This window comes from Buttiauxella noackiae, from assembly GCF_000737905.1.
In the GTDB taxonomy this organism is placed as follows: Bacteria; Pseudomonadota; Gammaproteobacteria; order Enterobacterales; family Enterobacteriaceae; genus Buttiauxella; species Buttiauxella noackiae.
The window spans coordinates 970,754-995,787 of the sequence record NZ_JPRU01000002.1 but is presented as its reverse complement, the minus strand read 5'-3'; the positions used below and the strand labels follow the sequence as shown (position 1 = coordinate 995,787).

Here is a 25,034-nt window from a genome sequence, read left to right as displayed (position 1 = left end):
AAAAATTGTAGCGGGAAACCGTGTTTTTACCATTTTTTGGCGCTTTTTAGGTCGTTTCCAGGAATATTCTGCCTGAAGTGTAAAAGCCCGTTTACACTTTCGGTCTGAAGCGATAGATTGAAGGGATTGCAACTAAGCTAAATCTCAAGGCCATTCCCGGAAATATCATGAATTATCAGAATGACGACTTACGTATTAAAGAAATCAACGAACTTTTACCGCCAGTAGCGCTGCTCGAGAAATTCCCCGCCACTGAAAAAGCCGCCGCAACCGTAGCCGGCGCGCGCAAAGCGATTCATAAAATTCTGAAAGGAAATGATGATCGTCTGCTGGTTGTCATTGGCCCTTGCTCAATTCACGATATCAAAGCGGCGAAAGAGTATGGTGCGCGCTTGTTGACGCTGCGTGAAGAATTGCAGGGTGAGCTGGAAATCGTTATGCGTGTCTACTTCGAAAAACCACGCACAACGGTGGGCTGGAAAGGGCTGATCAACGATCCACATATGGACAGCAGCTACCAGATCAACGATGGCCTGCGTATTGCTCGTAAGCTACTGTTAGATATCAACGACTCAGGCCTGCCTGCGGCTGGTGAATTCCTGGATATGATTACCCCGCAGTACCTGGCGGACTTGATGAGCTGGGGTGCCATTGGTGCACGTACTACAGAATCTCAGGTTCATCGTGAACTGGCGTCTGGTCTTTCATGCCCGGTTGGCTTCAAAAATGGCACCGATGGCACCATGAAAGTTGCTATCGATGCGATCAATGCGGCTGGTGCGCCGCACTGCTTCTTGTCTGTGACCAAATGGGGCCACTCTGCCATCGTGACTACGAGCGGAAATGGCGACTGTCATATCATCTTGCGCGGCGGCAAAGAGCCAAACTACAGTGCAGCGCATGTTGCTCAGGTGAAATCCGATCTGCAAAAAGCGGGTCTGCCTGCCCAAGTGATGATCGACTTCAGCCACGCGAACAGCAGCAAGCAATTTAAGAAGCAAATGGAAGTGTGCGCAGATGTTTGTCAGCAAATTTCTGGTGGTGATGCCGCAATTACCGGTGTGATGATTGAAAGTCACCTTGTTGAAGGCAACCAGAACCTCGAAGGCAGCGAGCCGCTGGTTTATGGTAAGAGCGTCACTGATGCGTGTATCGGCTGGGAAGATACTGAAACTGTATTGCGCCAGCTAGCAGATGCGGTAAAAGCACGCCGCGGCTAAGCTTTAACGTGATAACAATAAAAAAGGCGTGGTTTTCACCACGCCTTTTTCACATCTAACGAATTACTTCGCTTTACCCTGGTTTGCTACCGCTGCGGCTTTGGCTGCGATTTCATCAGCATTACCCAGATAGTAGCGTTTCAGTGGTTTGAAGTTCTCATCGAACTCATATACCAGTGGCACGCCAGTTGGGATATTCAGCTCAAGAATTTCATCTTCGCTCAGGTTATCAAGGAATTTAACCAATGCGCGCAGGGAGTTACCGTGAGCGGCAACAATTACACGCTCGCCGCTTTTCATGCGTGGCAGAATGGTTTCGTTCCAGTAAGGAATAACGCGATCGATAGTCAGCGCCAGGCTTTCCGTTACTGGCAGTTCTTTATCGGTCAGGCTTGCATAACGTGGGTCATGGCCAGGGAAGCGTTCGTCATCACGCGTCAGTTCTGGAGGCGTGATCGCAAACCCACGGCGCCATTGCTTAACTTGCTCATCACCGTATTTCTCAGCAGTTTCCGCTTTGTTCAGACCCTGAAGTGCACCATAGTGGCGCTCATTTAGCTTCCAGGATTTCTCAACTGGCAGCCATGCCTGATCCAGTTCATCGAGGATATTCCACAGTGTATGGATGGCACGTTTCAGCACTGAAGTGTAAGCAAAGTCGAAAGAGTAGCCTTCATCTTTCAGCAGTTTACCCGCAGCTTTCGCTTCAGTTTTACCTTTCTCAGATAGATCAACGTCATACCAACCGGTGAAGCGGTTTTCATTGTTCCACTGGCTTTCACCGTGACGAACCAGAACCAGCTTAGTAACAGCCATAGTTTACTCCTTAATAAGCCTGCGATTAATGATAACGATTATCATTATATTGCCGCGAAGGGGCAAGCGGCAATGCTAAACGTTTAACATAGCGAAAAAGAGTGTGGAGTGTAAGGTGGATGTGAATGGTTGTTATATTTTTGTCGCTAAATGGCGGGAAATCCAGCGATCGGGATAAGAATCGCCCTCCATTGCGGAGGGCGAGAAGTTTAAAGCGTAATAAATTCGTATTCTGTAATGCTCAAATATTCATTATCTGGCTGTAACCAGCAATCGGGTTGCGGCCATTCAGGATGATTTGGGCTATCCGGCAGGAATTCACTTTCCAGTGCCAGACCCTGGTAAGCACTGTAAGTACCTTGTTCTCTTGCAGGTGTTCCGTCCAGGTAATTGCCGCTATAAAACTGCAGGGCAGGGGCCGTGGTGTAGACCGTCATTTGCAGTTTATTATCGCTCGACCAGACATGCGCCGCGGCCTGGCTTGCATCGCCTTGCGCCTGCAACAAGAAAGCGTGGTCATAGCCTTTCACCAGTACCTGATCGTTATCTTTCAGGAAATCCTTGGCGATAGTTTTTGGCGTGCGGAAATCAAAACCTGTGTTCGTAACATCGGCAAGACCAGCTTGTGGAATACCGTTGCTGTCGACCGGTAAATAGCTATCTGCCAGCAGTTGAAGGCGATGTTGACGAATATCGTTTTGCTTACCATCAAGATTGAAATAAGCGTGATTAGTCAGGTTTACCGGGCATGGTTTACTGGTTTTGGCACGGAATTCGATGGTGATGCAGTTATCTTCGGTAAGCGCATAACGCGCAGTTGCGCGCAATTCGCCGGGGAATCCCTGGTCGCCGTCTTGAGAATCAAGTGTATATAGCACCTCATGCTCATTCTGGCGCACAATCCGCCAGCGGCGTTTATCAAAACCATCAGGCCCACCATGCAACTGATGCGCGCCCTGATTTGCTGTCACCTTAACAGTGACGCCATCGCGCTCAAACTGGCTGTTCGCAATGCGGTTGGCATAACGGCCAACTGTTGCGCCCAGATAAGCTGCCTGATTGAGGTAATCTTCAGGTGTTTCGCAACCAAGCAGTGTTTCACGCACGGTTCCATCTTTCATTGGCACACGGCATGACAACAGGGTTGCGCCCCAGTCCATTACGGTGACCATCAGCCCTGTGCTATTGCGCAGGGTGGAGATGCGGAAGGGTTGCCCGTCGGGTGCGAGCTGTGGAGTCTCTTTTAGCATTGGCCAGCACCCTCTGAAGGTTTGCACACATAGAAGGTTTCTTTGATACCGGTTTTTGCTTCGTACTGTTTTTCGACAGCCTGTTTAACCGCTGGTACCAAATCTTCCGGAATCAGCGCCACGATACAGCCACCGAAGCCGCCGCCGGTCATACGCACACCGCCTTTGTCGCCGATAGTCGCTTTGACGATTTCAACTAAAGTATCAATCTGCGGCACGGTAATTTCGAAATCATCGCGCATAGAAGCGTGAGATTCAGCCATCAGCACGCCCATACGTTTTAGATCACCTTTTGCCAGCGCATCAGCGGCCTCTACGGTACGGATGTTTTCAGTCAGGACGTGGCGTACGCGTTTCGCAACAATCGGGTCAAGTTCATGAGCCACTTCATTAAACTTGGAAAGCTCAACATCGCGTAGTGCTTTCTGCGTAAAGAAACGCGCACCGGTTTCGCATTGCTCGCGGCGTGTATTGTATTCACTGCCTACCAGAGTACGTTTGAAGTTACTGTTGATAATGACGACAGCAACGCCTTTGGGCATCGACACCGCTTTAGTGCCGAGCGTGCGGCAATCAATCAGCAACGCGTGATCTTTTTTGCCTAACGCTGAAATTAACTGATCCATGATGCCGCAGTTACAGCCGACAAATTGATTTTCAGCTTCCTGGCCATTTAAGGCAATTTGCGAGCCATCAAGCGACAGGTGATAAAGCTTCTGGAACACAGTACCTACCGCGACCTCCAGAGAAGCGGAAGAACTCAAGCCCGCGCCCTGTGGCACGTTACCGCTGATCACTAGATCGGCACCGCCAAAGTTTTTATCGCGCTTTTGTAAATGCTTAACGACACCGCGAACATAGTTGGACCACTGCTGTGTGTCATGGCTCAGAATGGGTTTATCCAACGAGAATTCATCCGTTTGGTTATCGTAATCTGCAGCAATCACGCGTACCAGACGGTCATCACGTTTCGCGCAACTGATCACCGTCTGGTAATCAATAGCGCAAGGCAGCACAAAACCGTCGTTATAATCAGTGTGTTCGCCAATCAGGTTAACCCGGCCTGGAGCCTGAATTGTATGGGTCGCCGGATAACCAAATTGTTCGGCGAAGAGGTGTTGGGTTTTATCTTTCAGACTCATTTTTATTCTCCGGATTGGCGAAAGTGAATATCGGATACGGCACGCAAGCGTTCTGCGGCTTGCTCTGCGGTTAAATCACGTTGGGTTTCAGCCAGCATTTCATAGCCGACCATGAATTTACGCACTGTTGCGCTACGCAGCAGCGGCGGATAGAAGTGAGCATGCAACTGCCAGTGACCATTTTCTTCACCATTAAACGGTGCACCGTGCCAGCCCATGGAATACGGGAATGAGCACTGGAAAAGGTTGTCGTAACGGCTGGTCAGTTTTTTTAGCGCCAACGCCAAATCGCTGCTTTGCCCGGCGCTAAGATCGGTGATGCGTAGAATATGTGTTTTTGGCAGTAGCAACGTTTCGAACGGCCACGCCGCCCAGTACGGCACCACGGCAATCCAGTGTTCAGTTTCTACCACCGTACGGCTACCGTCTTTAAGCTCACGCTGCGCGTAATCGACCAACATCGGTGAGCCATTTTTGGCAAAGTATTCGCGCTGCAGCACATCTTCACGCGCCACTTCGTTTGGCAGGAAGCTGTTTGCCCAAACCTGGCCGTGCGGATGGGGGTTGGAGCAGCCCATAGCAGCGCCTTTGTTTTCAAAAACCTGTACCCACGGATAGGTTTTACCCAAGTCCGCAGTCTGTTCTTGCCAGGTTTTGACCACTTCTTCCAGTGCTGGCACGGAAAGTTGCGGTAGCGTTTTGCTGTGATCTGGGGAGAAGCAGATAACCCGACTGGTACCGCGAGCGCTTTCACAACGTAAAAGTGGATCGCTGTTTTCAGGTGCATCTGGGGTGTCTGTCATCAATGCAGCAAAGTCGTTAGTAAAAACAAAGGTACCGGTATATTGCGGATTTTTATCACCAGTGACGCGCGTATTTCCAGGACACAGGAAACAATCCGGATCGTGCGTCGGTAATGTTTCCTGTGATGGTGTTTCCTGGGCTCCCTGCCAAGGGCGCTTAGCCCGATGTGGAGAGACCAGAATCCATTGTCCGGTTAGTGGGTTAAAACGGCGATGTGGATGATCCACCGGGTTAAACTGCTCCATCACATTTCCTTAGTCTGGATAACCTTGAGGATGGCGAGACTGCCAGCGCCAGGTATCATCTGCCATTTCTTGCAGAGTACGGCTGACACGCCAGTTAAGTTCGTTGTCGGCTTTGGTTGCATCAGCCCAGTAAGCGGGAAGATCACCATCACGACGCGGGGCAAAGTGGTAATTCACCGGTTTTCCGCAAGCGGTACTGAAAGCGTTGATAACGTCCAGCACGCTGCTGCCGATACCTGCACCGAGGTTATAGATATGCACGCCAGGCTTGCCTTGTAGGGTTTGCATTGCTGCAACATGGCCATCGGCAAGATCCATAACGTGAATGTAGTCGCGCACGCCAGTACCGTCTTGGGTTGGGTAATCGTTACCAAAGACTGCCAGTGAATCACGACGTCCTACTGCAACCTGCGCAATGTACGGCATCAGATTGTTTGGAATACCTTGCGGGTCTTCACCCATATCGCCTGACGGATGTGCACCGACCGGGTTGAAGTAACGCAGCAATGCCACGCTCCAGTTCGGCTGGGCTTTTTGCAAATCAGCCAGAATCTGTTCAACCATTAACTTGCTGCGGCCATATGGGCTTGCAGGTGTGCCGGTTGGGAAGCTTTCAACGTAAGGGATTTGTGGCTGGTCGCCATAAACTGTGGCGGATGAGCTGAAGATGAAGTTGGTGACATTAGCCGCGCGCATGGCAGAAATCAGGCGCAAGGTGCCGGTAACGTTGTTGTCGTAATATTCCAGCGGCTTGTTAACCGATTCGCCAACGGCTTTGAGCCCGGCAAAATGAATTACGGCATCAATTTGGTGATCGTGGAAAATTTCTGCCAGCAATGCTTCATCACGGATATCGCCGTCAATGAACAGAGGGTGTTTGCCGCCAAGACGTTCAATTACTGGCAGCACACTACGTTTGCTATTACACAAATTGTCCAGAATGACGACATCATGACCATTTTGCAGCAGTTGCACGCAGGTATGACTGCCAATGTAACCGCTACCACCTGTTACCAATACTCTCATTTTGCTCTCCATTACGCGTATGGTATGTATTAAACATAGCATAACAGAGATGGCAAAAGTGTGACATGGGATAAATTAGTGGAATCGTTTACACTGATATTTCAACAGCGCTCTGTAGTAGCAAAAATGATTATAAAACAAATGGTAGCTATGAGCAGGCTGCGGGTTGTCTGAAAGTAGGGTGGCTAAACGAAAACGCCGCCACCCCGACGAAAAGGGCTTTATCGTTCAGGGGCTATAAATCTTCAAACTCGTAACGATAAGCATCGCCATCGGCAACGAAAGTCAGCCGCTTAGTAATGCATTCAGGCGCGTCTTCGGCATGGTGAGAGACAAATAGCAGTTGCGTTTCCCCTTCACCAATCAATATATCAATGAAGCGGCGTACTAACTGACGGTTCAATGGGTCGAGCCCTTGTAGAGGTTCATCCAGAATCAATAACGTTGGGTGTTTAACCAACGCACGGGCAATCAACGCGAGACGTTGCTGGCCCCATGACAGACTGTGGAATGGCGCATCAGCGATAGCGTTATCCATGCCGAGCATGTTCAGCCACTCGCGGGCAAGTTTCTGCTGGCGGTCCGAAACAGCCTGATAAATGCCAATCGAATCAAAATAGCCCGACAGCACAACGTTGCGCACCGTGGTGCTGACGCGGTAGTCCAGATGCAAATTGCTGCTGACATAACCGATGTGCTTTTTGATATCCCAGATGGTTTCACCGCTACCACGGCGGCGGCCAAACAGCGTCAAATCATTACTGTAACCCTGCGGATGATCGCCCGTTATCAGACTCAATAATGTCGATTTACCCGCTCCGTTCGGGCCGACGATTTGCCAGTGTTCGCCTGGGTTTACCGTCCAGGAAAGCTTATGCAGGATCGGCCTGTCGTTATATTCCACAACGCCGTCGCGCAGAATAATCCGTGGCTGATCTTCCGGCAGTGTGTAGCGCGCGCTCGGATCGTCCGCTTCGGGCAGCGCAACGCCCGCCAGTTTTTCACTGTGCGCGAGTTGGGCAATCAGCGCCTGTTCAAGGAGTTTTTGTTTTTCGCCGACTTCAATCAGTGCGCAATCGGCCAGCACGCCAGCGTGCTGCACAAAATCAGGGATTTCATCGAAGCGGTTAAGCACCAGTACAACGGTATAACCTTGCGTGCTCAGTTCGCCCAATAATCCGGCCAACTGTTCGCGGGATTTCACGTCCAGCCCGTCAAACGGTTCATCAAAAATCAGCAAATCTGGCTGCGGCATCAGCGCCTGGCAGAGCAAGGTTTTGCGTGTTTCACCCGTCGACAGGTATTTAAAGCGGCGAGTCAGTAATGGGGTAATGCCAAAAAGCTGCGCAAGTTTCTGGCAGCGGTTTTCATCTTTGACTTCATCCTGAATAATTTCCGCCGTCGTGCGGCCTGTATCGTCTTCGTCAGGGCTCAACAGGTCAGTGTTATTGCGCTGCCATTCATCGCTGACTAATTTTTGCAGTTGTTCAAAGGAAAGATGAGCAATGCGCGAAAATGAACTCTCGCGTTTGCCTTTCTGCACGGGAAGGGAGCCTGCAAGTGCGCGGGCGAGGGCTGATTTCCCACTGCCGTTGGCACCCACAAACGCCCAGCTTTCACCGGCGCGAATGGTTAAGTCATTGAGGGCCAGAGTTCGGGTGTCGCTAAGGTGAAAGATCCCTTGCGAAATTTGCAACGTCGACATAGTTCATCCCATTTTTTGCAGTCATTAAACTCAGATTTACGGATTGCCTGTCTTGTTGTCAATTCGCCAGTTTTATTTAGCACAGAGTGGCGATAATCACGCGATCGGCATTAAAAAATGCTATGACTTCAGCACCTTCTACCAGTTGCTGGGTTTCCACTACATTATTTGGAACGGTAGCACAAAGCGTTTGTCCATCAGGTAATTGCACCAGAACTTCGCTTTGTTCCGCACCTTGCTGAATATTGCTGACAATGCCGGTGAGTTGGTTTTCTGCGCCACTTGCACGTTTTGCATCGGTGGTGATTTCTACCCACGGTGCTTTAATCAGCACTAGGACTTCTTTGCCTTCGCTCAAACCCAGGCGTTCTGCGCTTTGACGGGTAATTGCTGCTTGTAAGCGCGTCGAACCATCAGCCAGCAATATATCAACATGTTGCTGAACTTTTTCACTGTCACGGTGCAGCACGGTGCCAAAAAGCTGATTACGGGCGCTGGTTTGCAATGAAAATCGTGAGATTGCCGCGAGTAGACTATCGAGCGGCAGCGCGTCATCACGCAGTACATCAAAAGCTTTTTGTTGGATTTGCGCCAGCAGTTCATACAGTTGGATAAGACGTTCGCCATAGCGTGTCAGTATCGCGCCTCCGCCACCTTTACCGCCTGTTGCTCGTTCAACTAATGTCTCGTCGCTTAACTGATTCATCTCGTTGATAGCATCCCAGGCACTTTTGTAGCTGATGCCCGCAAGCTTTGCACCCTGGCTAATTGAGCCGGTATGTTGTATTTGTTTAAGTAGCGCGATACGACGTGGATCGGCGAACAGCCGCTGCTGGAGTTTCAGCGTCAGTAAAATTTCAGCTTGCATAACCTCTCCGCAATAATGAAAACGCCATTTTCCTCTATTGCGCGGGGTTGGGCAAATCGCACAAAAGGAGAGTGCGTTTTTCTGTCAGCTCGTTAGAATAGCCGCTCTCACTTTTGTTGGAGGCATCCATGTTAGAGTTATTGAAAAGCTTGGTGTTTGCCGTGGTCATGGTGCCAATCGTTATGGCGGTGATCCTCGGTCTTATCTATGGATTGGGTGAAGTCTTTAACGTCTTCTCAAAAGTCGGTCATCGCGACCAACCGAAACAAAACCATTGATTTTCTAACGCCCGCTGATGCGGGCGTTTTCTTTATACTCTATACAACTCAGTTAAGTTCATTAGAAGTTCAGTAACGGCAGCACCGTCGGTATTTGCGACAGCAGGTAAAGCACCAGCCCGATTGCCCCCCCAACCAACGTGCCGTTAATACGGATAAACTGTAAGTCTTTACCAATATTCAATTCGATTTGCCGCGACATATCCTGCGCATCCCAACTTTTGACCGTGTCGCTAATATGGCGAGTCAGGAACGCAGCAAACTCAGGAGCAACCTTTTGTACTGCCTGTTCCAGATGCTCGTTTAATGAAGCGCGTAACGCGCTGTCAGCAACCAACGTTTCCCCAAGCCACTGTCCAGCCTCAGCAATTCGCTGTTTCACTCGCGAGTCCTCAGCATTAACATCAACCTTCAGCCATTGCCGTAAATCGCCCCAAAGTTCGCCCAAATAGCGGTTAAACGCCTCATCCTCTTTCAAATAACTCTTAATGTTGTCTGCTTTTTCCGCCATCTGAGGCGAGTGTTTAAGATTCTCAATGAGCTTTAATGTGGCGCGATCAAATGCCTGGCGGATCTGGTGGCCTTGATCGTGACTGATATCATCGAGAAATGAGTTCACCGCATTGGAAACCAGCTCTGCACTGTGCTCCCCGAGCCATTCTGTTGGTAACAATTTAGCTTTACGCGGGTGCTCCGTTTCTAGCCAGCGCACAATCTGGTGGGCAATAAACGCCCGCGTACTGTCACGTTTAATCAGTGCCAGCATTTGAGCAATCACAGCATCAAGCAGTTCCTGATGGCGGTTATTTTTGGTCAGGCTTTCCAGCAACAGAGCACTTGAATGCGTTAAATCGACTTTATCAATGGCCTTATGCACCGCCTGGCGAATCAAGCGCTGGATACGCGCATCGTCTGTTAAGTCCAAAAATGCGCTCATCACTTGCAGCAGATGCTGACCAACGCGCTGTGCATTGTCGGGCTTGCTAAACCACTGGCCAATCATATGCGCCGGTTCGTGTCGGCGAATCAGCGTTATTAGTGATTGAGTATCAAGAAATTTTTCCTGCACAAAGACACCCAGGTTTTCACCAATGCGGTCTTTGTTGCGCGGAATAATCGCCGTATGACGGGAAATAAAGGGGATTGGCACGCGATGAAACAATGCGGTAACGGCAAACCAGTCAGCGAGTGCACCTACCATAGCGGCTTCAGCAATCGCTTTTAAGCCGCTAACCCAGAATCCCGGTGGCAAAAAGAGGGTTATCACAAAAGTCACAGCCGCAATCAGCAGCAAGGAAAGCGCAAGGCGCTTGGTGCGTTTCAGTTCAGTCATTTTCTCCATTAACTAAGCATAGAACGGTGAGGGCTGAAGCGGTAGGGCAAATGTGGGTTGCGATTCATCTTGATCTGTTTCGGCTAATTAAATTCTCCACCTCTTCAAATCGTTATAAGAATCTGCCTGCAAGTGACTTGATCGGCTCGTTCATTTAACGATACTGTATATATATACAGTAAATTGTTCGTATGGGATTCAAAATGTCGCAAACGTTTTTAATTTTTTATCAATCAACGACGTATGGAGAATGACTATGGCAGCCTTTCCATCACCTGCACAGGACTATGCTGAAAAGGGCATCGATCTTCATGAGTTACTGGTTAAGCGTCCTGCTGCTACATACTTCGTGCGCGCATCTGACGATTCGATGAAAGAGGGCGGTATCGGCAATGGTGACCTGCTGGTAATCGACAGTGCAAGAACTGCGGTGCATAACAACATTGTCATTGCGGCGATTAATGGCGAATTTGTCGTCAGACAACTACAGCTCAGGCCTGTGATTCAATTGACTCCGCTTAATCGTTCTTTCCAGCCCATTCGTCTCGGTGAAGAAGCGCTGGAGATATTTGGTGTTGTGACTTACGCCATTAAACAGATGAGTTAATGATGTTTGCCCTGGTCGATGTAAATAGCTTCTATGCCAGCTGTGAAACGGTTTTTCGACCCGACCTGAAAGGGAAACCGGTGGTGGTGTTAAGTAACAATGATGGGTGCGTGGTGGCCTGCAACGCTGAGGCTAAAAACTGTGGTGTACAAATGGGTGGTCCCTATTTCAAACAGAAGGAACTCTTTCATCACTATGGTGTTACTGCTTTTAGTAGCAACTACGAGCTGTATGCCGATATGTCCGAACGGGTGATGACAACGCTGGAAGAAATATGCCCGAGCGTTGAAAAGTATTCTATTGATGAAGCATTTTGCTATTTCTCGGACGTGCATAATTGCCGCAACCTGGCGGAGCTAGGGCGGCATATCCGCGCCACGCTTTTGCTATATACCCACTTGACCGTAGGCGTGGGTATAGCTCCGACAAAAACTCTCGCTAAACTTGCGAACCATGCAGCGAAGAAATGGCAGATACGAACAGGAGGAGTGGTTGATCTGTCTGGTGTCGACCTGCAACGTAAACTGATGGCGAAACTGGCAGTCAGTGAAGTATGGGGAATTGGTCGTCGGATTAGCAAAAAGCTCGACGCCATGGGTATCAAAACTACCTTACAACTTGCAGAGACTGACATTCGTTTTATACGCAAACACTTCAGCGTGGTTCTTGAGAGAACGGTACGTGAACTACGTGGGGAATCTTGTTTGGGATTTGAAGAGTTTGTGCCAACGAAACAAGAGATCATCTGTTCTCGTTCGTTTGGGGAGCGTCTTACTGAGTACGAACACATGCGTCAGGCGCTGTGTAGCTATGCGGCACGTGCCGCAGAAAAACTGCGGGCTGAACATCAGTATTGCCGCCATATTTCGGCTTTCGTCAAAACATCACCATTCTCAGCAAATGAACGTTATTACGGTAACCAGGCGATGGTGAAACTCCTGACTCCGACGCAGGATACGCGCGACATTATCGCTGCGGCTACCTGCTGTCTGAACGGCATTTGGCGAAACGGCCTCCACTATCAAAAAGCTGGGGTTATGCTAGGCGACTTTTTTAGTCAGGGGGTGGCACAGCTCAACCTCTTTGATGAGAATCCGCCTCGAGCCAACAGTGAAGCTCTTATGCAGGTCATTGATGATATTAATAATAAGAAGGGTAAAGGGACTCTGTACTTTACTGGGCAGGGGATTGAGCAACCGTGGAAAATGAAAAGAGCAATGCTCTCACCACGTTATACCACGCGTTATTCAGATTTGCTGAGAGTGTAACAAGGGGGAGGTAGTGCCCGGAGAGTTTCTCTCTACTCAAAATACAGACATAAAAAAGCAGCCATACAGGCTGCTTTTTAAGATGTTACTGGTCGGCACGGAGAGATTCGAACTCTCGACCCTCGCCACCCCATGACGATGCGCTACCAGGCTGCGCTACGTGCCGAAGCATGAAAAATAATACTACTTATCTGGCGATCGTTTGCAAGATGGCTTATTGCTAACTGGTTCATAAATATACAATCAGTTGGCAATAAAGCGCTTCTCATCCGTCAGCACTTGCAGCAATAACCCAAGCTGTGGCTTGGTTTCTTTGATGCTTTCGCCTTTCAGATCATACATCCGATAGTTGCCATTGTTATCAAGCACCAGCGTCATGGTCGGCAAAGTAATCGCAAGGCTGTTGTTATCAGCACCAACCACCCAGTTATTACGGCGTGTCGCGGCAAACAAGTCTTCACCTTGTGAATATTCATTCGCTGGGTTTTTGACATGAAGCAGGCGCTGCATCAGCGTTGTCATGACATCCTGGTGATCGGTGAGCTTCGTAATGGTCTGCGCAGGTGTGCCCGGCCAATGGATAACCAGTGGCACCTGAATTCGTGAACGTGACCATGCGAAGGAGTCTTGCTGCTCTTTACCAAGAGGTACACCGTGGCCTGCGGTAATAATCACCACTGTATTCTGGAGCTTACCTGAGGCTTCTAGCGCATCAAGTACACGTTTGATTTGCTCATCAACGTTACCAGCTGCGCGCGCATAGCGGCGCGCAAAGGCTTGCTGATTAGTATCTGCCGTGATGCTGGTGCCGTTAAAGGCAACCCATGAGAACCAACGATTGTCATCAGATGCGTACTGTGTCAGCCAGTTAATCCATTGCGAGGCTGTTTGTCCATCAGATTGGCTCTGTGCTGAAGGCAAAGAGAAGTCAGACAACAGGGCCTGGCGGTACATTGACGAGTCAAAACCATCGGAAGCGAACAGCCCCAATTGATAACCTTGTTGGTTCAATGCAGTAATTAATGCTGCTGGGATTCGGGCTGATAAAACACCATCCATATAGGCAGGCGAAATCCCATAGAACAGGCCAAAAATACCGCTGTCGGTACCGTTACCTGCACTCATATGTTGCTTGAAGTTAATGTTACTGGCCGCAAACTCGTTAAGATTCGGCAGGTTTTTCGGCGCGTATTCAGCGTTCAGACCATCGACGGTAATCAGCAATACATTGTGGCCCGCGCCCATATCACGGAATTGCAGATCGCTCAGTGGGTACTGTACTGATACAGCTTCAGGATTACCCTGTTCCACCAGTCGACGTTGGTACTCTTTCGCATCCAGCAGGCCATGTTTTTCGAGGAAACGACGGGCTGTCATTGGATAGGAGAGCGGCAAGTTGGCACGCTGCATGGTAACCGGGCGATAGAAATTCGCATCAGCCCAGATATACATAATATGGCTGCTGAAAAATGCGACAAAAAACAGCACAACAACAGGTTTTGCATAGTGTTTACGACGCCCCAGGCTGCGCAGTTTCTGCCAGCTCCAGGTCGCAAACAGCATTTCAATCAATAAAATGACCGGTACGCTGATAAACATCAGCTGCCAATCTCGCGCCATTTCACTCTGGTCGGGGTTAATCACCAGTTCCCAGACAATCGGATTAAGATGGAGATGGAAGCGAGTAAAGACTTCGCTGTCGATAAGCAGAAGTGTCATGCCTGCGGTAGCAAGCGCAGCCGAGATAAAGCGCATCAGGCGCTGTGACATCACAACGAAGGTCAGCGGGAAGAGAATCAGCAGGTAAGTGGCGAAAACCACAAAACTAAAATGACCGATAACACTCAGCCAGGAGTAGATACGACCCGTGAGTGTTGCCGGCCAGTCAGCGACAAATAGATAGCGGCTACCCAGCAGCGTTGCCAGCAGGATATTGAACAGGGCGAACCAATGTCCCCAACTGACCATCTGGGAAACTTTTTCGCGGTAGCGCTGACGATTCGTCACCATAACGTGTAACTACAATCCCTTAATGAGCTTTGTCTTCGCTCACGGAGGCTTGCAGTGCCTCTGCGAAAGAGCGAGCCAGTGAGCGGCGTTGAGCAGAAGCTACACTGGTATTAATCAGGTTGGTGACCATATTTCCCAGCACCATCAGGGAAAGATCGGTTGGCGTTTGGTGCTTTTCCAGCACGCTCGCCAGTTCACTCAACAGTTCTTCGACGCGTTCGTCACTATAACGGGATATTTGTGGCATAAATTAACAATCAATTAGATTCAGGAAAGGGCGTTATCTTACCGTAGAAGGACCTGTTTTTCTGCTTTTTTATCTTTCCCCGTCATACTTCAAGCTGCACGTGCGTTGGCTGCCTTCGCTCACCCGAATTATTTAGGGGAGGTTGCACTAGGCTACTGGCAATGGTTGAATACCGCCGGGTCTAAAAGGAGAGTTTATCATGAGTCTGGATATCAACCAGATTGCCTTACACCAGTTGATCAAACGCGGCGAACAGACACTTGAAGTCGTGCTGCGTGATTCTCTGTTGGCAACGAACGGCGCCGTAGAAGAAATGATGGCCGAATTGCACCGCGTATATAGTGCAAAAAATAAAGCATATGGTCTGTTCAGCGAAGAGAGTGAATTAGCAGAAGCGCTGCGTTCACAGCGAAAAGGTGATGAGGATTTCCTCGCCTTCAGCCGCGCTGCGACCGGCCGTTTGCGTGATGAGCTGGCAAAATATCCATTTGCTGATGGCGGCATTGTGCTGTTTTGCCAATATCGTTACCTGGCGGTGGAGTATTTACTGGTCGCAGTGCTGAACAATTTAAGCAGCATGCGCGTCAACGAAGAGCTGGATATCAGTTCCACGCACCATCTGGACATCAACCACGCCGATATCGTGGCGCGTATCGATCTGACCGAATGGGAAACTAACCCGGAATCCACGCGTTACCTGACTTTCCTGAAAGGGCGAGTGGGGCGCAAAGTGTCCGATTTCTTTATGGATTTCCTCGGTGCAAGCGAAGGTTTAAACGCCAAAGCGCAAAACAAAGGTTTATTGCAAGCGCTGGACGATTTCACCAGCGAAGCACAACTGGATAAAAACGAACGTCAGGCCGCACGTCAGCAGGTTTATGCCTACTGCAATGAACAACTTCAGGCGGGAGAAGAGATCGAACTTTCTTCCCTTGCAGACGAGTTACCCTGGGCTGTTGACGACAAAAACTTCCAGCAGTTTACCGCTGATAAAGGCTATGAACTGGAAGAAAGTTTCCCTGCTGACCGTGGCACATTGCGCCAGTTAACCAAATTTTCCGGTAGCGGTGGTGGGTTGACGATCAGTTTTGATGCGATGCTACTTGGTGAGCGTATTTACTGGGATCCGGCGACTGACACGTTGACCATTAAGGGCACGCCACCGAATTTGCGCGACCAGTTACAGCGCCGCAGTTCTGGAAAATAGCCATAAAAAAACCCGCCGAGGCGGGTTTTTTTTCGAACTAAATTCGCAATTAAGCGCGAACGAAGTCGATGTGAGCCAGTTTCGGCTTGAACGGGTGACGCTGAACAGCCTGAACTTTAACTTTAACTTCTTTACCGTCTACAACCAGAGTCAGAACTTCTTCGTAGAAACCTGGTTTAGCTTGCAGGTTCATTACGTTGTCGTGATCCAGTTCGATTGAGATCGCAGCTTCGGAACCACCATAGATGATTGCCGGGAATTTGTTAGCTGCACGCAGGCGGCGGCTCGCACCCTTGCCCTGCTCTTTGCGTTCTACTGCATTGATAGTAAACATTAACTGTTTCTCTCTTAAATAATCCTGTTACAGGCGACCCAGCAACAGGTAAGTGATCTGCTTTGCGGATGCAAAAGCGGGCGGGATTATAGCCATATCTGGCCCCAGCTTCAATGAAAAGAACCTTTAGCCACGCAATTCATTCGCGCGACGGAAGCGTCCTTCATAATCAAATACCTTTTCTCGCACATTCCAGAAGTTGCCGTTCTTGCGTGCGACGACAAAATCCGGGTGGCGGAGCGCAGATTGCTGAGCCACAACATCAGCGGCGTTTATCCAGCGTAGCGGCACGCCTGGCGTACGGCTGTGTGGCCGAATAAACAGTTGTTCAAACGCCATTCGCTGGGCGGGTGTTTGCAGACGGAAGCGCTCGCTAACATCGGCACCGTCTTCATCAAAATAGGTAATCTTCAGCCAGTCACCTTTTTCGTCACCACCGTGTTGCAGTGTCATTCCGCCACAGCGCAGCACCAGAGCATCTTTCAATTTCAGCGCGGCTTTTAACATATCGTCGGGATCGACCAGAACATGGTCGCACTGGTGGCAGCGACGGGCGGCAATATCGTTCTCTGCGTTACATTGCGGGCAATTTTTGAAACGGAAGCGAAAATCACATTGTTCGCGCGTGCCGTCGTCATCTTCAAACCAGCCCTGGCAGCGGCGACCAAAGTGTTCAATTAACGTGCCGTCGCTGGTGGTTTTTCCCCAGAAGGTGTTAGCAAAACCGCAGGAAGGGCAGAAAACCTGCACCGGCACATTATCGCTTTTACCTTTCGCTCCCCCCACTTCTGGAGTGAAGAGGTCGTGGGGATTTCCTGCGTAATCCAGTATCAAGCAATCTTTTTTACCCGGTGCCAGGCGCAAACCACGACCAACAATTTGTTGATAAAGGCTGACGGACTCTGTTGGGCGCAAAATAGCAATCAAATCGACATGCGGTGCGTCAAAGCCGGTGGTGAGCACGGAAACGTTAACCAGGAAACGGAATTGCTGGTTTTTAAACGCCTCTATTAATGTATCGCGTGCGGGGCCTGGTGTGTCGGCGGTAATTAATGCCGCGTCGTTTGAAGGCAGCAGGGAGGTGACTTCTTTGGCGTGCTCAACGGTTGCGGCAAAAATCATCACCCCGCGTCTGTCAGCTGCAAACTCAATAATTTGGCTGATGATGTGCGGCGTAATGCGTTTTTGTTGTTTTAGCTCGCGGTTAAGATCCGCTTCGCTGAACAAGCCGTTTGATTGTGCCTGTAAACGACTGAAATCGTATTGCACCACGGGCATATCCAGCCGTTCTGGCGGAGTAAGGTAGCCGTGTTTGATCATATAGCGCAGCGGTAATTCGTAGATGCAGTCACGGAACAGCGCATCTTCGTTGCCGCGCACCATGCCGTGATAGTGGAAATGATAAATCCAGCCTTTACCCAATCGGTAAGGCGTAGCAGTCAGCCCCAACAGGCGCAGTTTAGGATTTGCCGCGCGTAAATGTGCGAGGATTTGCTGGTACTGGCTATCGTCGGCATCACCAATGCGGTGGCATTCATCGACAATCAGCAGTGAAAACTCACCATGGAATTTTTCAAGATTGCGGGCCACGGACTGTACGCTGCCGAAAACCACTTTGCCGTGGCTCTCTTTACGTTGCAGACCAGCCGCGAAAATATCGGCTTCAAGTCCTAGCGCACAGTATTTAGCATGGTTTTGCGTGACTAACTCTTTGACGTGTGCAAGCACCAACACGCGCCCACGCGCCACGCGAGCGAGTTCGGCAATCACCAGGCTTTTCCCCGCACCGGTAGGCAACACAATCACCGCTGGTGTGATGTGCTTGCGGAAATAGTGCAGGGTGGCGTCGACGGCTTCTTGTTGGTAGGGGCGTAAGGTAAAGGACATAAACTCTCAGATTCGATAGCCGTCATCTTTCAAGCTGCAGGGGTGTTGGCTGCACTCACAAATCCCAGTCACTTACTTAAGTAAGCTCCTGGGAGTTTGCTCCCTTGCCGCCTACCTGCAACTCGAAATCTATAGGCTATATAAATTGAAAATAATGCAGATTATGCCATGAAACGGGGTTTTAGCTTGAGAGACTTTTCTATCCGGCTATACTGGCAAACTAATTAACAGGCAAATGATTTACCCGTCATATTTCGAGCTGCAGGGGTGTTGGCTGCACTCACAAACTCCAGTCACTTACTTTAGTAAGCTCCTGGAGATTTGCTCCCTTGCCGCCTACCTGCAACTCGAATTATTTAGGGTTTACGTTGACAAAAAAAAGCGGGCTGAACGCCCCGTCAGCAAACTTCCCGCTGGCACTTCTATAAACAGGCAATATATTTAATGCGACTCGATAAATTTATCTCTCAGCAGCTTGGCGTGAGCCGTGCTATTGCTGGCCGTGAAATCCGCGCGCAGCGCGTGACTATTGATGGTGAAATGGTACGTGATGCTTCCTTCAAGCTGGCACCTGAACATCAGGTTGAATTTGATGGCAGAAGCCTGACCCAACAAGTCGGCCCTCGCTACTTTATGCTTAATAAGCCGCAGGGTTATGTTTGTTCGACAGAAGACCCGGATCATCCAACCGTGCTGTATTTCCTTGATGAGCCAATGGCGCACAAACTGCATGCAGCAGGGCGTCTGGATATCGACACCACCGGTCTGGTCTTAATGACTGATGATGGTCAGTGGTCGCACCGTATTACTTCTCCGCGCCATCATTGTGAGAAAACCTATCTGGTTACACTTGAGAATCCGATCTCCGATGACACAGCAGAACAATTTGCTGCTGGCGTTCAACTGCATAATGAAAAAGATCTGACGTTGCCGGCAACACTTGAAGTCATTACCCCGCTTGAAGTGCGTTTGACTATCAGCGAAGGGCGTTACCACCAGGTAAAACGCATGTTCGCGGCAGTAGGCAACCATGTCGTGGGCTTACACCGTGAGCGCATTGGTGCAATTGCTATGGATGCGGATCTCGCGCCAGGCGAATACCGCACATTAACCGAAGAAGAAGTTGCCAGTGTTGGCATGCCGCCACGTTAATTCCAGGAGGAAGTGTTGAGTAGTAAGCAAAACTCATCTATTGGCATTGTGGTGATACTTGGTCTGTTGGCCATGTTAATGCCGTTATCAATAGATATGTACTTACCGGCATTGCCGGTCATTGCCTCAGAGTTTGGCGTGCCAGCAGGCAGCGCGCAAATGACGTTAAGTACCTATATTCTTGGTTTTGCTATCGGTCAGCTATTTTATGGCCCGATGGCGGACAGCATTGGCCGTAAGCCTGTGGTACTTGGTGGTACGCTTATCTTTGCGGCGGCAGCAATTGCTTGTGCGCTTTCACAAACCATTGATCATCTGATTGCAATGCGTTTCCTGCATGGTCTTTCTGCAGCCGCAGCAAGCGTGGTGATTAACGCCCTGATGCGCGATATTTATCCAAAAGAAGAGTTCTCGCGCATGATGTCGTTTGTCATGCTGATAACTACAATTGCGCCGCTTATTGCACCGATGGTCGGCGGAGCAGTGCTTGTGTGGTTTAGCTGGCATGCAATCTTCTGGATCCTGGCACTGGCAGCACTACTGGCATCAGCGATGATTTTCTTCCTGATCCACGAAACGCTACCCGTTGAACGTCGACAGAAGTTTCACCTGCGTACAACGATAGGTAACTTCGCGACGTTGTTCCGCCATAAGCGTGTGTTGAGTTACATGCTGGCGAGTGGTTTTAGCTTTGCTGCAATGTTCTCATTTTTGAGTGCTGGTCCGTTTGTTTACATTGAACTCAATCATGTTGCGCCACAGCATTTTGGTTACTACTTCGCGCTTAACATTTTGTTTTTAATTGTGATGACGCTAATTAATAGCCGCTTTGTACGCCGTTTCGGCCCGCTGGCGATGTTCCGCTTTGGCTTATTTGTCCAGTTTGCTATGGCTATCTGGCTGGTACTTAGTACGGGGCTGGGGTTAGGTTTTTGGTCGATGGTATTGGGCGTGGCGGCATTTGTTGGTTGCGTTTCAATGGTGTCGTCTAACGCAATGGCGGTAATTCTTGATGAGTTTCCACATATGGCGGGAACAGCTTCTTCGCTGGCTGGCACGTTTCGTTTTGGTATCGGTGCATTAACCGGCGCGCTGCTATCTTTTGCGACTTTTAATTCTGCGTGGCCGATGATTTGGTCGATCGCGGTGTGTGCAACATGCTCTATTGTTTTTTATCTCTACGCAAGTCGCCCTCGGTTAGCCACTAAATAGTCTTAAAATTCTAAAACGGGTATCGCCTGGATGCCCGTTGTTTAATCTAAATCAACGAAAATTCCCCATTAGCGTCTACAATTTGTTTCTTAAATGTAAACACATCAACAACAAAAAGTCACATTCTTGTAGTTAAAAAGGTTGAGTTACATCGCGGAAAGCGTTACATATAGCGCCGAAACGTGTGCAGCACCACAAAAATAAAACGTTAAATATGAAATGGTAGACAAATAATTACAACGGATGTAAGCGGTTTCTAGGTTGTTTACACACAAAGCATCAACATTGTGTTAACCTTTATGTAAACTGTTTGTGAAATAATTTTGGATTTTTTTGGGGATACCACAGTGAATACGTTACAGCTTTCCATTGTTCATCGCTTACCACATAGATATCGTTGGTTGGCGGGTTTTGCAGGTTCCAGAGTTGAACCGATTCCGCAAAATGGTCAGAACGCTGAAAATTGCCTGATAGGTTTGAAATTACTGAGCGATAGCAATAGTGATTCAGCCTGGCCGACCATGCACAAATTAAGCATGGCGCTAAGAGATATCGAGGTGGATTCTGCTGTGGTGGAATGTGAAGGTCAGCCCTGCCTGTTCGTTAATCGTCAGGATGAGCAAACAGCAACGTGCAGACTTAAAAATTTCGGCGTGGCTATTGCTGAATCTTTCTCCAGCGCTAATCCTTTTTGATTTTTAAGCTTGTAGCTTATGCAAGTGCAAGTAACTGGCGTGTGTATTCCGCCTGAGGTGCTGCAAAAATTTGCTGGCATGCTCCTTGTTCAACCACTTCTCCCTGCCTCAGTACCACTATCTGGTGACATAACGACTTCACTACTCGCAAGTCATGGCTGATAAAAATGTAGGCCAACTGATGCTTTTCTTGTAACGACTTTAGTAATGCGAGTATTTGTGCTTGTACGGAGCGGTCGAGCGAAGAAGTCGGTTCATCAAGAATGATTAACTCAGGCTGTAAAATCAGCGCTCTGGCAATGGCGATACGCTGCCTTTGTCCACCAGAAAACTCCGCCGTATAACGGTGCATTGTTTGTGGATCTAACCCCACCTCCTGCATTGCCACGATGACTTTTTGCTCACGTTCTGCCGCAGTTAACGCAGGCTGGTGTACGCGTAAACCTTCTTCAATTATCTGCAAAACATCCAGACGAGGATTCAGCGATGAATTAGGGTCCTGGAATACGACCTGAATACGGCGACGCAGCGGTAGCAGCTTTTTGCGATTAAGCTCATGCAGTGGTTTGCCATCAAACCATATCTCACCGCTGGAATTAATCAGGCGTAGCAACGCAAGGCCGGTCGTACTTTTACCTGATCCTGACTCCCCAACCAGACCGATGCTTTCACCGGCATGCAGCGTAAAGCTTAGGTCTTTTATTCCGTAGTTATACCCGATGGTTTTCTTAAGCAACCCGCGGCGAATAGGGAAGGCGACCTGCAATCCTTGAACAGTCAATAACGGCTTACTGTTTTCCTCTACGGGACGTGGGCTACCCGTAGGCTCTGCGTCCAACAGTTGTTGTGTGTAAGGGTGCTGCGGTGCTGATAACAGTTTAGTTGCGGAGTTTTGTTCAACACATCTACCGTTGCGCATGACGGCAACGTTATCTGCCAGCTTTTTGACGATATTCAGATTATGGGTAATGAACAATAGCCCCATATTCAGCTCTTGTTTGAGCTCTTTGAGTAATTGCAGAATTTGCGCCTGCACCGTGACATCCAGAGCCGTTGTCGGCTCATCGGCAATGAGTAATTCCGGGCGAGTCAGCAGCGCCATGGCAATCATCACACGCTGGCGCTCACCACCGGAAAGTTGATGGGGGAAATCAGTTAAGCGGTTTGCCGCATTACGAATACCAACCCGATCAAGGCACGTCAGCATTTCCGCTCGAGCGGCTTCACGGCGCATCCCGCGATGCAGTGATAACACCTCATAAAGCTGTTTTTCAATGTTGTGCAGCGGGTTTAGTGAAACCATCGGTTCTTGAAAAATCATGGCGATTTTGTTGCCACGAACGCTTCGAAGTGTATGTTCAGGAGCATGTAATAACTCCTGCCCTTTAAAGAAAATTTCACCCGACGGATAAACAACTGGCGGTGCCGGTAACAGACGCAGCACCGATAATGCCGTGACGCTTTTCCCTGAGCCTGATTCACCGACTAATGCGAGTGTTTCACCGGCATTCACTTCAAGCGATAAATCGTCCACCACTTGCCGAATGGTGTCGCCGCTACGGAAAGCCACGGATAAATTCTTAATAGACAGCAGTGGAGTGGTCATATCAGTGCGCCTTGCTCGGATCGAAGGCGTCGCGCACTGCTTCGCCGATGAAAATAAGTAACGTCAGCAGTACTGCCAGCGAGAGAAATGCGGTGATGCCAAGCCATGGAGCCTGAAGGTTATTTTTGCCTTGCAGCAACAGTTCACCCAGTGATGGTGAACCCAGTGGCAAACCAAAACCCAGGAAATCCAGTGAGGTGAGAGTGGTAATCGAACCGCAAAGAATAAAGGGTAAGAACGTCAGAGTGGCGACCATGGCGTTAGGCAGCATATGACGTGTGATTATCGACCTGTCGCTGACACCCATCGCCTGTGCTGCGCGAATGTAATCGAAGTTTCGGGTGCGCAGAAACTCTGCACGTACCACACCCACCAGACTCATCCAGCCAAACAGCACCGTAATACCCAGCAGCCACCAGAAGTCAGGCTGGATAACGCTTGAAAGCAGGATTATCAGGAAGAGTGTTGGCATACCGGACCACACCTCGATAAAACGCTGCCCCCATAAGTCTACTCGCCCGCCGTAATAGCCCTGAACTGTACCGGCAATTATGCCAATCACGCTGGAAAAGAGTGTCAGCATCAGGCCGAACAGAATAGAAATACGCGTGCCATAGAGAATACGCGCCAGTACATCGCCACCATTGGCGTCAGTTCCTAACCAGTTCTGGGAACTTGGCGGTGATGGGAAGGGGACCCTGGTGGCAAAGTTAATGGAATTAGAGCCAAAGCGAATCGGTGCCCAGATTACCCAACCTTTTTGACTCAGACGTTCTGCAAGCCACGGGTCCTGATAATCAGCAGGCGTTGCTAAAGGCCCGCCGAAATCACTTTCACTATAATTGGCAACAAATGGGAAATAGAGGCGTTCCTGGTAGTGAACGACTAATGGGCGATCGTTAGCAATAAGCTCTGAACCTATGCTAAGCACAAACAGAACGGCAAAAAACCATAACGACCAGTAGCCGCGTTTGTTTTGGCAAAACCGAGCCCAGCGGGCCTGAGTCACAGGACTTAAACGGCTCATCCACGGCCCTCAAAATCAATACGCGGATCGACCAGCGTGTAAGTAATATCGCTCAAAATATTCAGTAGTAAACCAATGAGTGTAAAGATATACAGCGTGCCAAACATCACCGGATAATCGCGTGAAATAGTTGAGTCATAGCCCAATAAACCCAGGCCATTTAGCGAGAACATAACTTCGATTAGCAGTGAACCGGTAAAAAACATACTGATGAACGTGGCAGGAAAACCGGCAATCACCAATAGCATGGCGTTGCGGAACACATGGCGATAGAGGATTTTCTTTTCACTCAGCCCCTTGGCGCGGGCGGTGACCACGTATTGTTTGCGAATTTCATCAAGAAACGAGTTCTTCGTCAGCATGGTTAAGGTCGCAAAACCTCCTACCACAGTTGCCAGCACCGGCAGCGTGATATGCCAAAGGTAATCAATAATTTTGCTGTACCACGGTAAGGTATCAAAATTAGTCGACACCAACCCGCGTAGCGGGAACCAGTCCAGATAGCTGCCGCCAGCAAACAATACAATCAGCAAAATTGCGAATAAGAATGCGGGAATGGCGTAGCCAATGATAATAAAAGTGCTGCTCCAGATATCAAAACTGCTGCCATTACTGACGGCTTTTCGTATGCCGAGTGGGATCGACACAATATAGATAATCAGGGTGCTCCACAGGCCAATCGAGATAGAAACCGGCAGGCTCTCTTTAATCAGATGGATAACGGATGCGCTGCGAAACAGGCTGTCACCAAAGTCAAAGCGCAAATAATCGCCAAGCATTTTGAAGTAGCGTTCATGGATCGGTTTATCAAAACCATAGCGATGAGTGATTTCAGCAATCACTTCCGGATCAAGACCTCGTGCTCCTCGGTACTGGCTGTCACCAACGTTACCCACGCCAACACGCGCATGGCCGCTGCCCATAGTGTCAGTGGCGATGCCCGGCACACCCGAACCATGGCCAAACTGAATTGCTGCAATAGCCTGATCCACAGGGCCGCCTGGCGCTATCTGTACGATGAAAAAGTTGATGGTGATAATTGCCCACAACGTGGGGATTATCAGCAACAAGCGACGTAACAGATAACTTCCCATA

The 25,034-nt window shown here is 49.4% G+C and carries 23 protein-coding genes and 1 tRNA gene; 8 read left to right on the top strand and 16 right to left on the bottom strand.

What is annotated here, in order from left to right; all coding sequences use genetic code 11:
* The first annotated feature begins 167 nt into the window (after positions 1 to 167).
* On the top strand, positions 168 to 1,220 hold the full coding sequence (aroG, locus tag IX31_RS13005) for a 3-deoxy-7-phosphoheptulonate synthase AroG (RefSeq protein WP_034458733.1): 1,053 nt from the start codon (positions 168 to 170) through the stop codon (positions 1,218 to 1,220).
* Between the two features lie 63 nt (positions 1,221 to 1,283).
* Here the strand turns inward: aroG and gpmA are convergent, their stop codons facing one another.
* The 7 genes from gpmA to modE form a co-directional block, all read right to left on the bottom strand.
* Positions 1,284 to 2,036 carry a 2,3-diphosphoglycerate-dependent phosphoglycerate mutase gene (gene gpmA / locus IX31_RS13000; RefSeq protein WP_034458731.1) on the bottom strand — a complete coding sequence of 251 codons (753 nt, stop codon included), beginning with the start codon at positions 2,034 to 2,036 and terminating at the stop codon, positions 1,284 to 1,286.
* Positions 2,037 to 2,245: 209 nt separating this feature from the next.
* Positions 2,246 to 3,286 carry a galactose-1-epimerase gene (galM, locus tag IX31_RS12995; protein WP_034458729.1) on the bottom strand — a complete coding sequence of 347 codons (1,041 nt, stop codon included), beginning with the start codon at positions 3,284 to 3,286 and terminating at the stop codon, positions 2,246 to 2,248.
* Positions 3,280 to 4,428, bottom strand: coding sequence for a galactokinase (gene galK, locus IX31_RS12990; RefSeq protein ID WP_034458727.1), 1,149 nt, complete (start codon positions 4,426 to 4,428; stop codon positions 3,280 to 3,282). Before galK ends, galM begins: the two co-directional genes overlap by 7 nt.
* 2 nt (positions 4,429 to 4,430) lie before the next feature.
* The gene (galT, locus tag IX31_RS12985; RefSeq protein ID WP_034458725.1) at positions 4,431 to 5,477 is read right to left on the bottom strand and encodes a galactose-1-phosphate uridylyltransferase; all 1,047 of its coding nucleotides are present in this window, start codon (positions 5,475 to 5,477) and stop codon (positions 4,431 to 4,433) included.
* 9 nt (positions 5,478 to 5,486) lie between these two features.
* Positions 5,487 to 6,503 (bottom strand): UDP-glucose 4-epimerase GalE, encoded by a 1,017-nt coding sequence (galE, locus tag IX31_RS12980; protein WP_034458723.1) that lies wholly within the window; start codon positions 6,501 to 6,503, stop codon positions 5,487 to 5,489.
* 235 nt (positions 6,504 to 6,738) lie between these two features.
* Positions 6,739 to 8,208 (bottom strand): molybdate ABC transporter ATP-binding protein ModF, encoded by a 1,470-nt coding sequence (modF, locus tag IX31_RS12975; RefSeq protein WP_034458721.1) that lies wholly within the window; start codon positions 8,206 to 8,208, stop codon positions 6,739 to 6,741.
* 76 nt (positions 8,209 to 8,284) lie between these two features.
* On the bottom strand, positions 8,285 to 9,076 hold the full coding sequence (gene modE / locus IX31_RS12970) for a molybdenum-dependent transcriptional regulator (protein WP_034458719.1): 792 nt from the start codon (positions 9,074 to 9,076) through the stop codon (positions 8,285 to 8,287).
* 128 nt (positions 9,077 to 9,204) lie between these two features.
* Here modE and IX31_RS22395 point away from each other — a divergent pair, with 128 nt between their 5' ends.
* Positions 9,205 to 9,354 (top strand): AcrZ family multidrug efflux pump-associated protein, encoded by a 150-nt coding sequence (locus IX31_RS22395; protein WP_034458718.1) that lies wholly within the window; start codon positions 9,205 to 9,207, stop codon positions 9,352 to 9,354.
* Between the two features lie 61 nt (positions 9,355 to 9,415).
* Here the strand turns inward: IX31_RS22395 and IX31_RS12960 are convergent, their stop codons facing one another.
* The gene (locus IX31_RS12960) at positions 9,416 to 10,696 is read right to left on the bottom strand and encodes a DUF445 domain-containing protein (RefSeq protein ID WP_034458716.1); all 1,281 of its coding nucleotides are present in this window, start codon (positions 10,694 to 10,696) and stop codon (positions 9,416 to 9,418) included.
* 241 nt (positions 10,697 to 10,937) lie between these two features.
* Between IX31_RS12960 and umuD the strand changes: the two genes are divergently transcribed.
* Positions 10,938 to 11,294 (top strand): translesion error-prone DNA polymerase V autoproteolytic subunit, encoded by a 357-nt coding sequence (gene umuD / locus IX31_RS12955; protein ID WP_122974016.1) that lies wholly within the window; start codon positions 10,938 to 10,940, stop codon positions 11,292 to 11,294.
* Between the two features lie 2 nt (positions 11,295 to 11,296).
* Positions 11,297 to 12,562: a Y-family DNA polymerase gene (locus IX31_RS12950; RefSeq protein ID WP_034460079.1), complete on the top strand. Its 1,266-nt coding sequence runs from the start codon at positions 11,297 to 11,299 to the stop codon at positions 12,560 to 12,562.
* Between the two features lie 89 nt (positions 12,563 to 12,651).
* Here the strand turns inward: IX31_RS12950 and IX31_RS12945 are convergent.
* The 3 genes from IX31_RS12945 to IX31_RS12935 all read right to left on the bottom strand — a co-directional run bounded on the left by IX31_RS12945 (position 12,652) and on the right by IX31_RS12935 (position 14,819).
* Positions 12,652 to 12,728, bottom strand: a tRNA-Pro gene (locus IX31_RS12945).
* Positions 12,729 to 12,805: 77 nt separating this feature from the next.
* Positions 12,806 to 14,572, bottom strand: a complete 1,767-nt coding sequence (yejM, locus tag IX31_RS12940) for an LPS biosynthesis-modulating metalloenzyme YejM (RefSeq protein ID WP_034458714.1) — start codon at positions 14,570 to 14,572, stop codon at positions 12,806 to 12,808.
* A 19-nt stretch (positions 14,573 to 14,591) separates the two neighbouring features.
* Positions 14,592 to 14,819 carry a YejL family protein gene (locus IX31_RS12935; protein ID WP_034458713.1) on the bottom strand — a complete coding sequence of 76 codons (228 nt, stop codon included), beginning with the start codon at positions 14,817 to 14,819 and terminating at the stop codon, positions 14,592 to 14,594.
* A gap of 199 nt (positions 14,820 to 15,018) precedes the next feature.
* Here IX31_RS12935 and yejK point away from each other — a divergent pair, with 199 nt between their 5' ends.
* Entirely contained in the window at positions 15,019 to 16,026 is a 1,008-nt protein-coding gene (gene yejK, locus IX31_RS12930; RefSeq protein WP_034458710.1) for a nucleoid-associated protein YejK, read from the top strand.
* Positions 16,027 to 16,075: 49 nt separating this feature from the next.
* Here the strand turns inward: yejK and rplY are convergent, their stop codons facing one another.
* On the bottom strand, positions 16,076 to 16,360 hold the full coding sequence (rplY, locus tag IX31_RS12925; protein ID WP_034458708.1) for a 50S ribosomal protein L25: 285 nt from the start codon (positions 16,358 to 16,360) through the stop codon (positions 16,076 to 16,078).
* 126 nt (positions 16,361 to 16,486) lie between these two features.
* On the bottom strand, positions 16,487 to 18,247 hold the full coding sequence (gene radD, locus IX31_RS12920; protein ID WP_034458706.1) for a DNA repair helicase RadD: 1,761 nt from the start codon (positions 18,245 to 18,247) through the stop codon (positions 16,487 to 16,489).
* 444 nt (positions 18,248 to 18,691) lie between these two features.
* Here radD and rsuA point away from each other — a divergent pair, with 444 nt between their 5' ends.
* From rsuA to IX31_RS12900, 3 genes are all read left to right on the top strand, one after another.
* A complete protein-coding gene (gene rsuA / locus IX31_RS12910) occupies positions 18,692 to 19,399 on the top strand; it encodes a 16S rRNA pseudouridine(516) synthase RsuA (RefSeq protein ID WP_034458702.1) in 708 nt (235 codons plus the stop codon).
* A 15-nt stretch (positions 19,400 to 19,414) separates the two neighbouring features.
* Positions 19,415 to 20,611, top strand: coding sequence for a Bcr/CflA family multidrug efflux MFS transporter (locus tag IX31_RS12905; protein WP_034458701.1), 1,197 nt, complete (start codon positions 19,415 to 19,417; stop codon positions 20,609 to 20,611).
* A 347-nt stretch (positions 20,612 to 20,958) separates the two neighbouring features.
* Positions 20,959 to 21,306, top strand: a complete 348-nt coding sequence (locus IX31_RS12900) for a YejG family protein (RefSeq protein ID WP_034460077.1) — start codon at positions 20,959 to 20,961, stop codon at positions 21,304 to 21,306.
* A 16-nt stretch (positions 21,307 to 21,322) separates the two neighbouring features.
* Here IX31_RS12900 and yejF read toward each other — a convergent pair whose 3' ends face one another.
* From yejF to IX31_RS12885, 3 genes are read right to left on the bottom strand one after another with little or no spacing between them, the layout of a single operon-like run.
* Positions 21,323 to 22,912, bottom strand: a complete 1,590-nt coding sequence (gene yejF / locus IX31_RS12895) for a microcin C ABC transporter ATP-binding protein YejF (RefSeq protein WP_034458699.1) — start codon at positions 22,910 to 22,912, stop codon at positions 21,323 to 21,325.
* Between the two features lies 1 nt (position 22,913).
* Positions 22,914 to 23,939 carry a microcin C ABC transporter permease gene (locus IX31_RS12890; RefSeq protein WP_034458697.1) on the bottom strand — a complete coding sequence of 342 codons (1,026 nt, stop codon included), beginning with the start codon at positions 23,937 to 23,939 and terminating at the stop codon, positions 22,914 to 22,916.
* On the bottom strand, positions 23,936 to 25,033 hold the full coding sequence (locus IX31_RS12885; RefSeq protein ID WP_034458695.1) for a microcin C ABC transporter permease YejB: 1,098 nt from the start codon (positions 25,031 to 25,033) through the stop codon (positions 23,936 to 23,938). Before IX31_RS12885 ends, IX31_RS12890 begins: the two co-directional genes overlap by 4 nt.
* Position 25,034 lies beyond the last annotated feature (1 nt).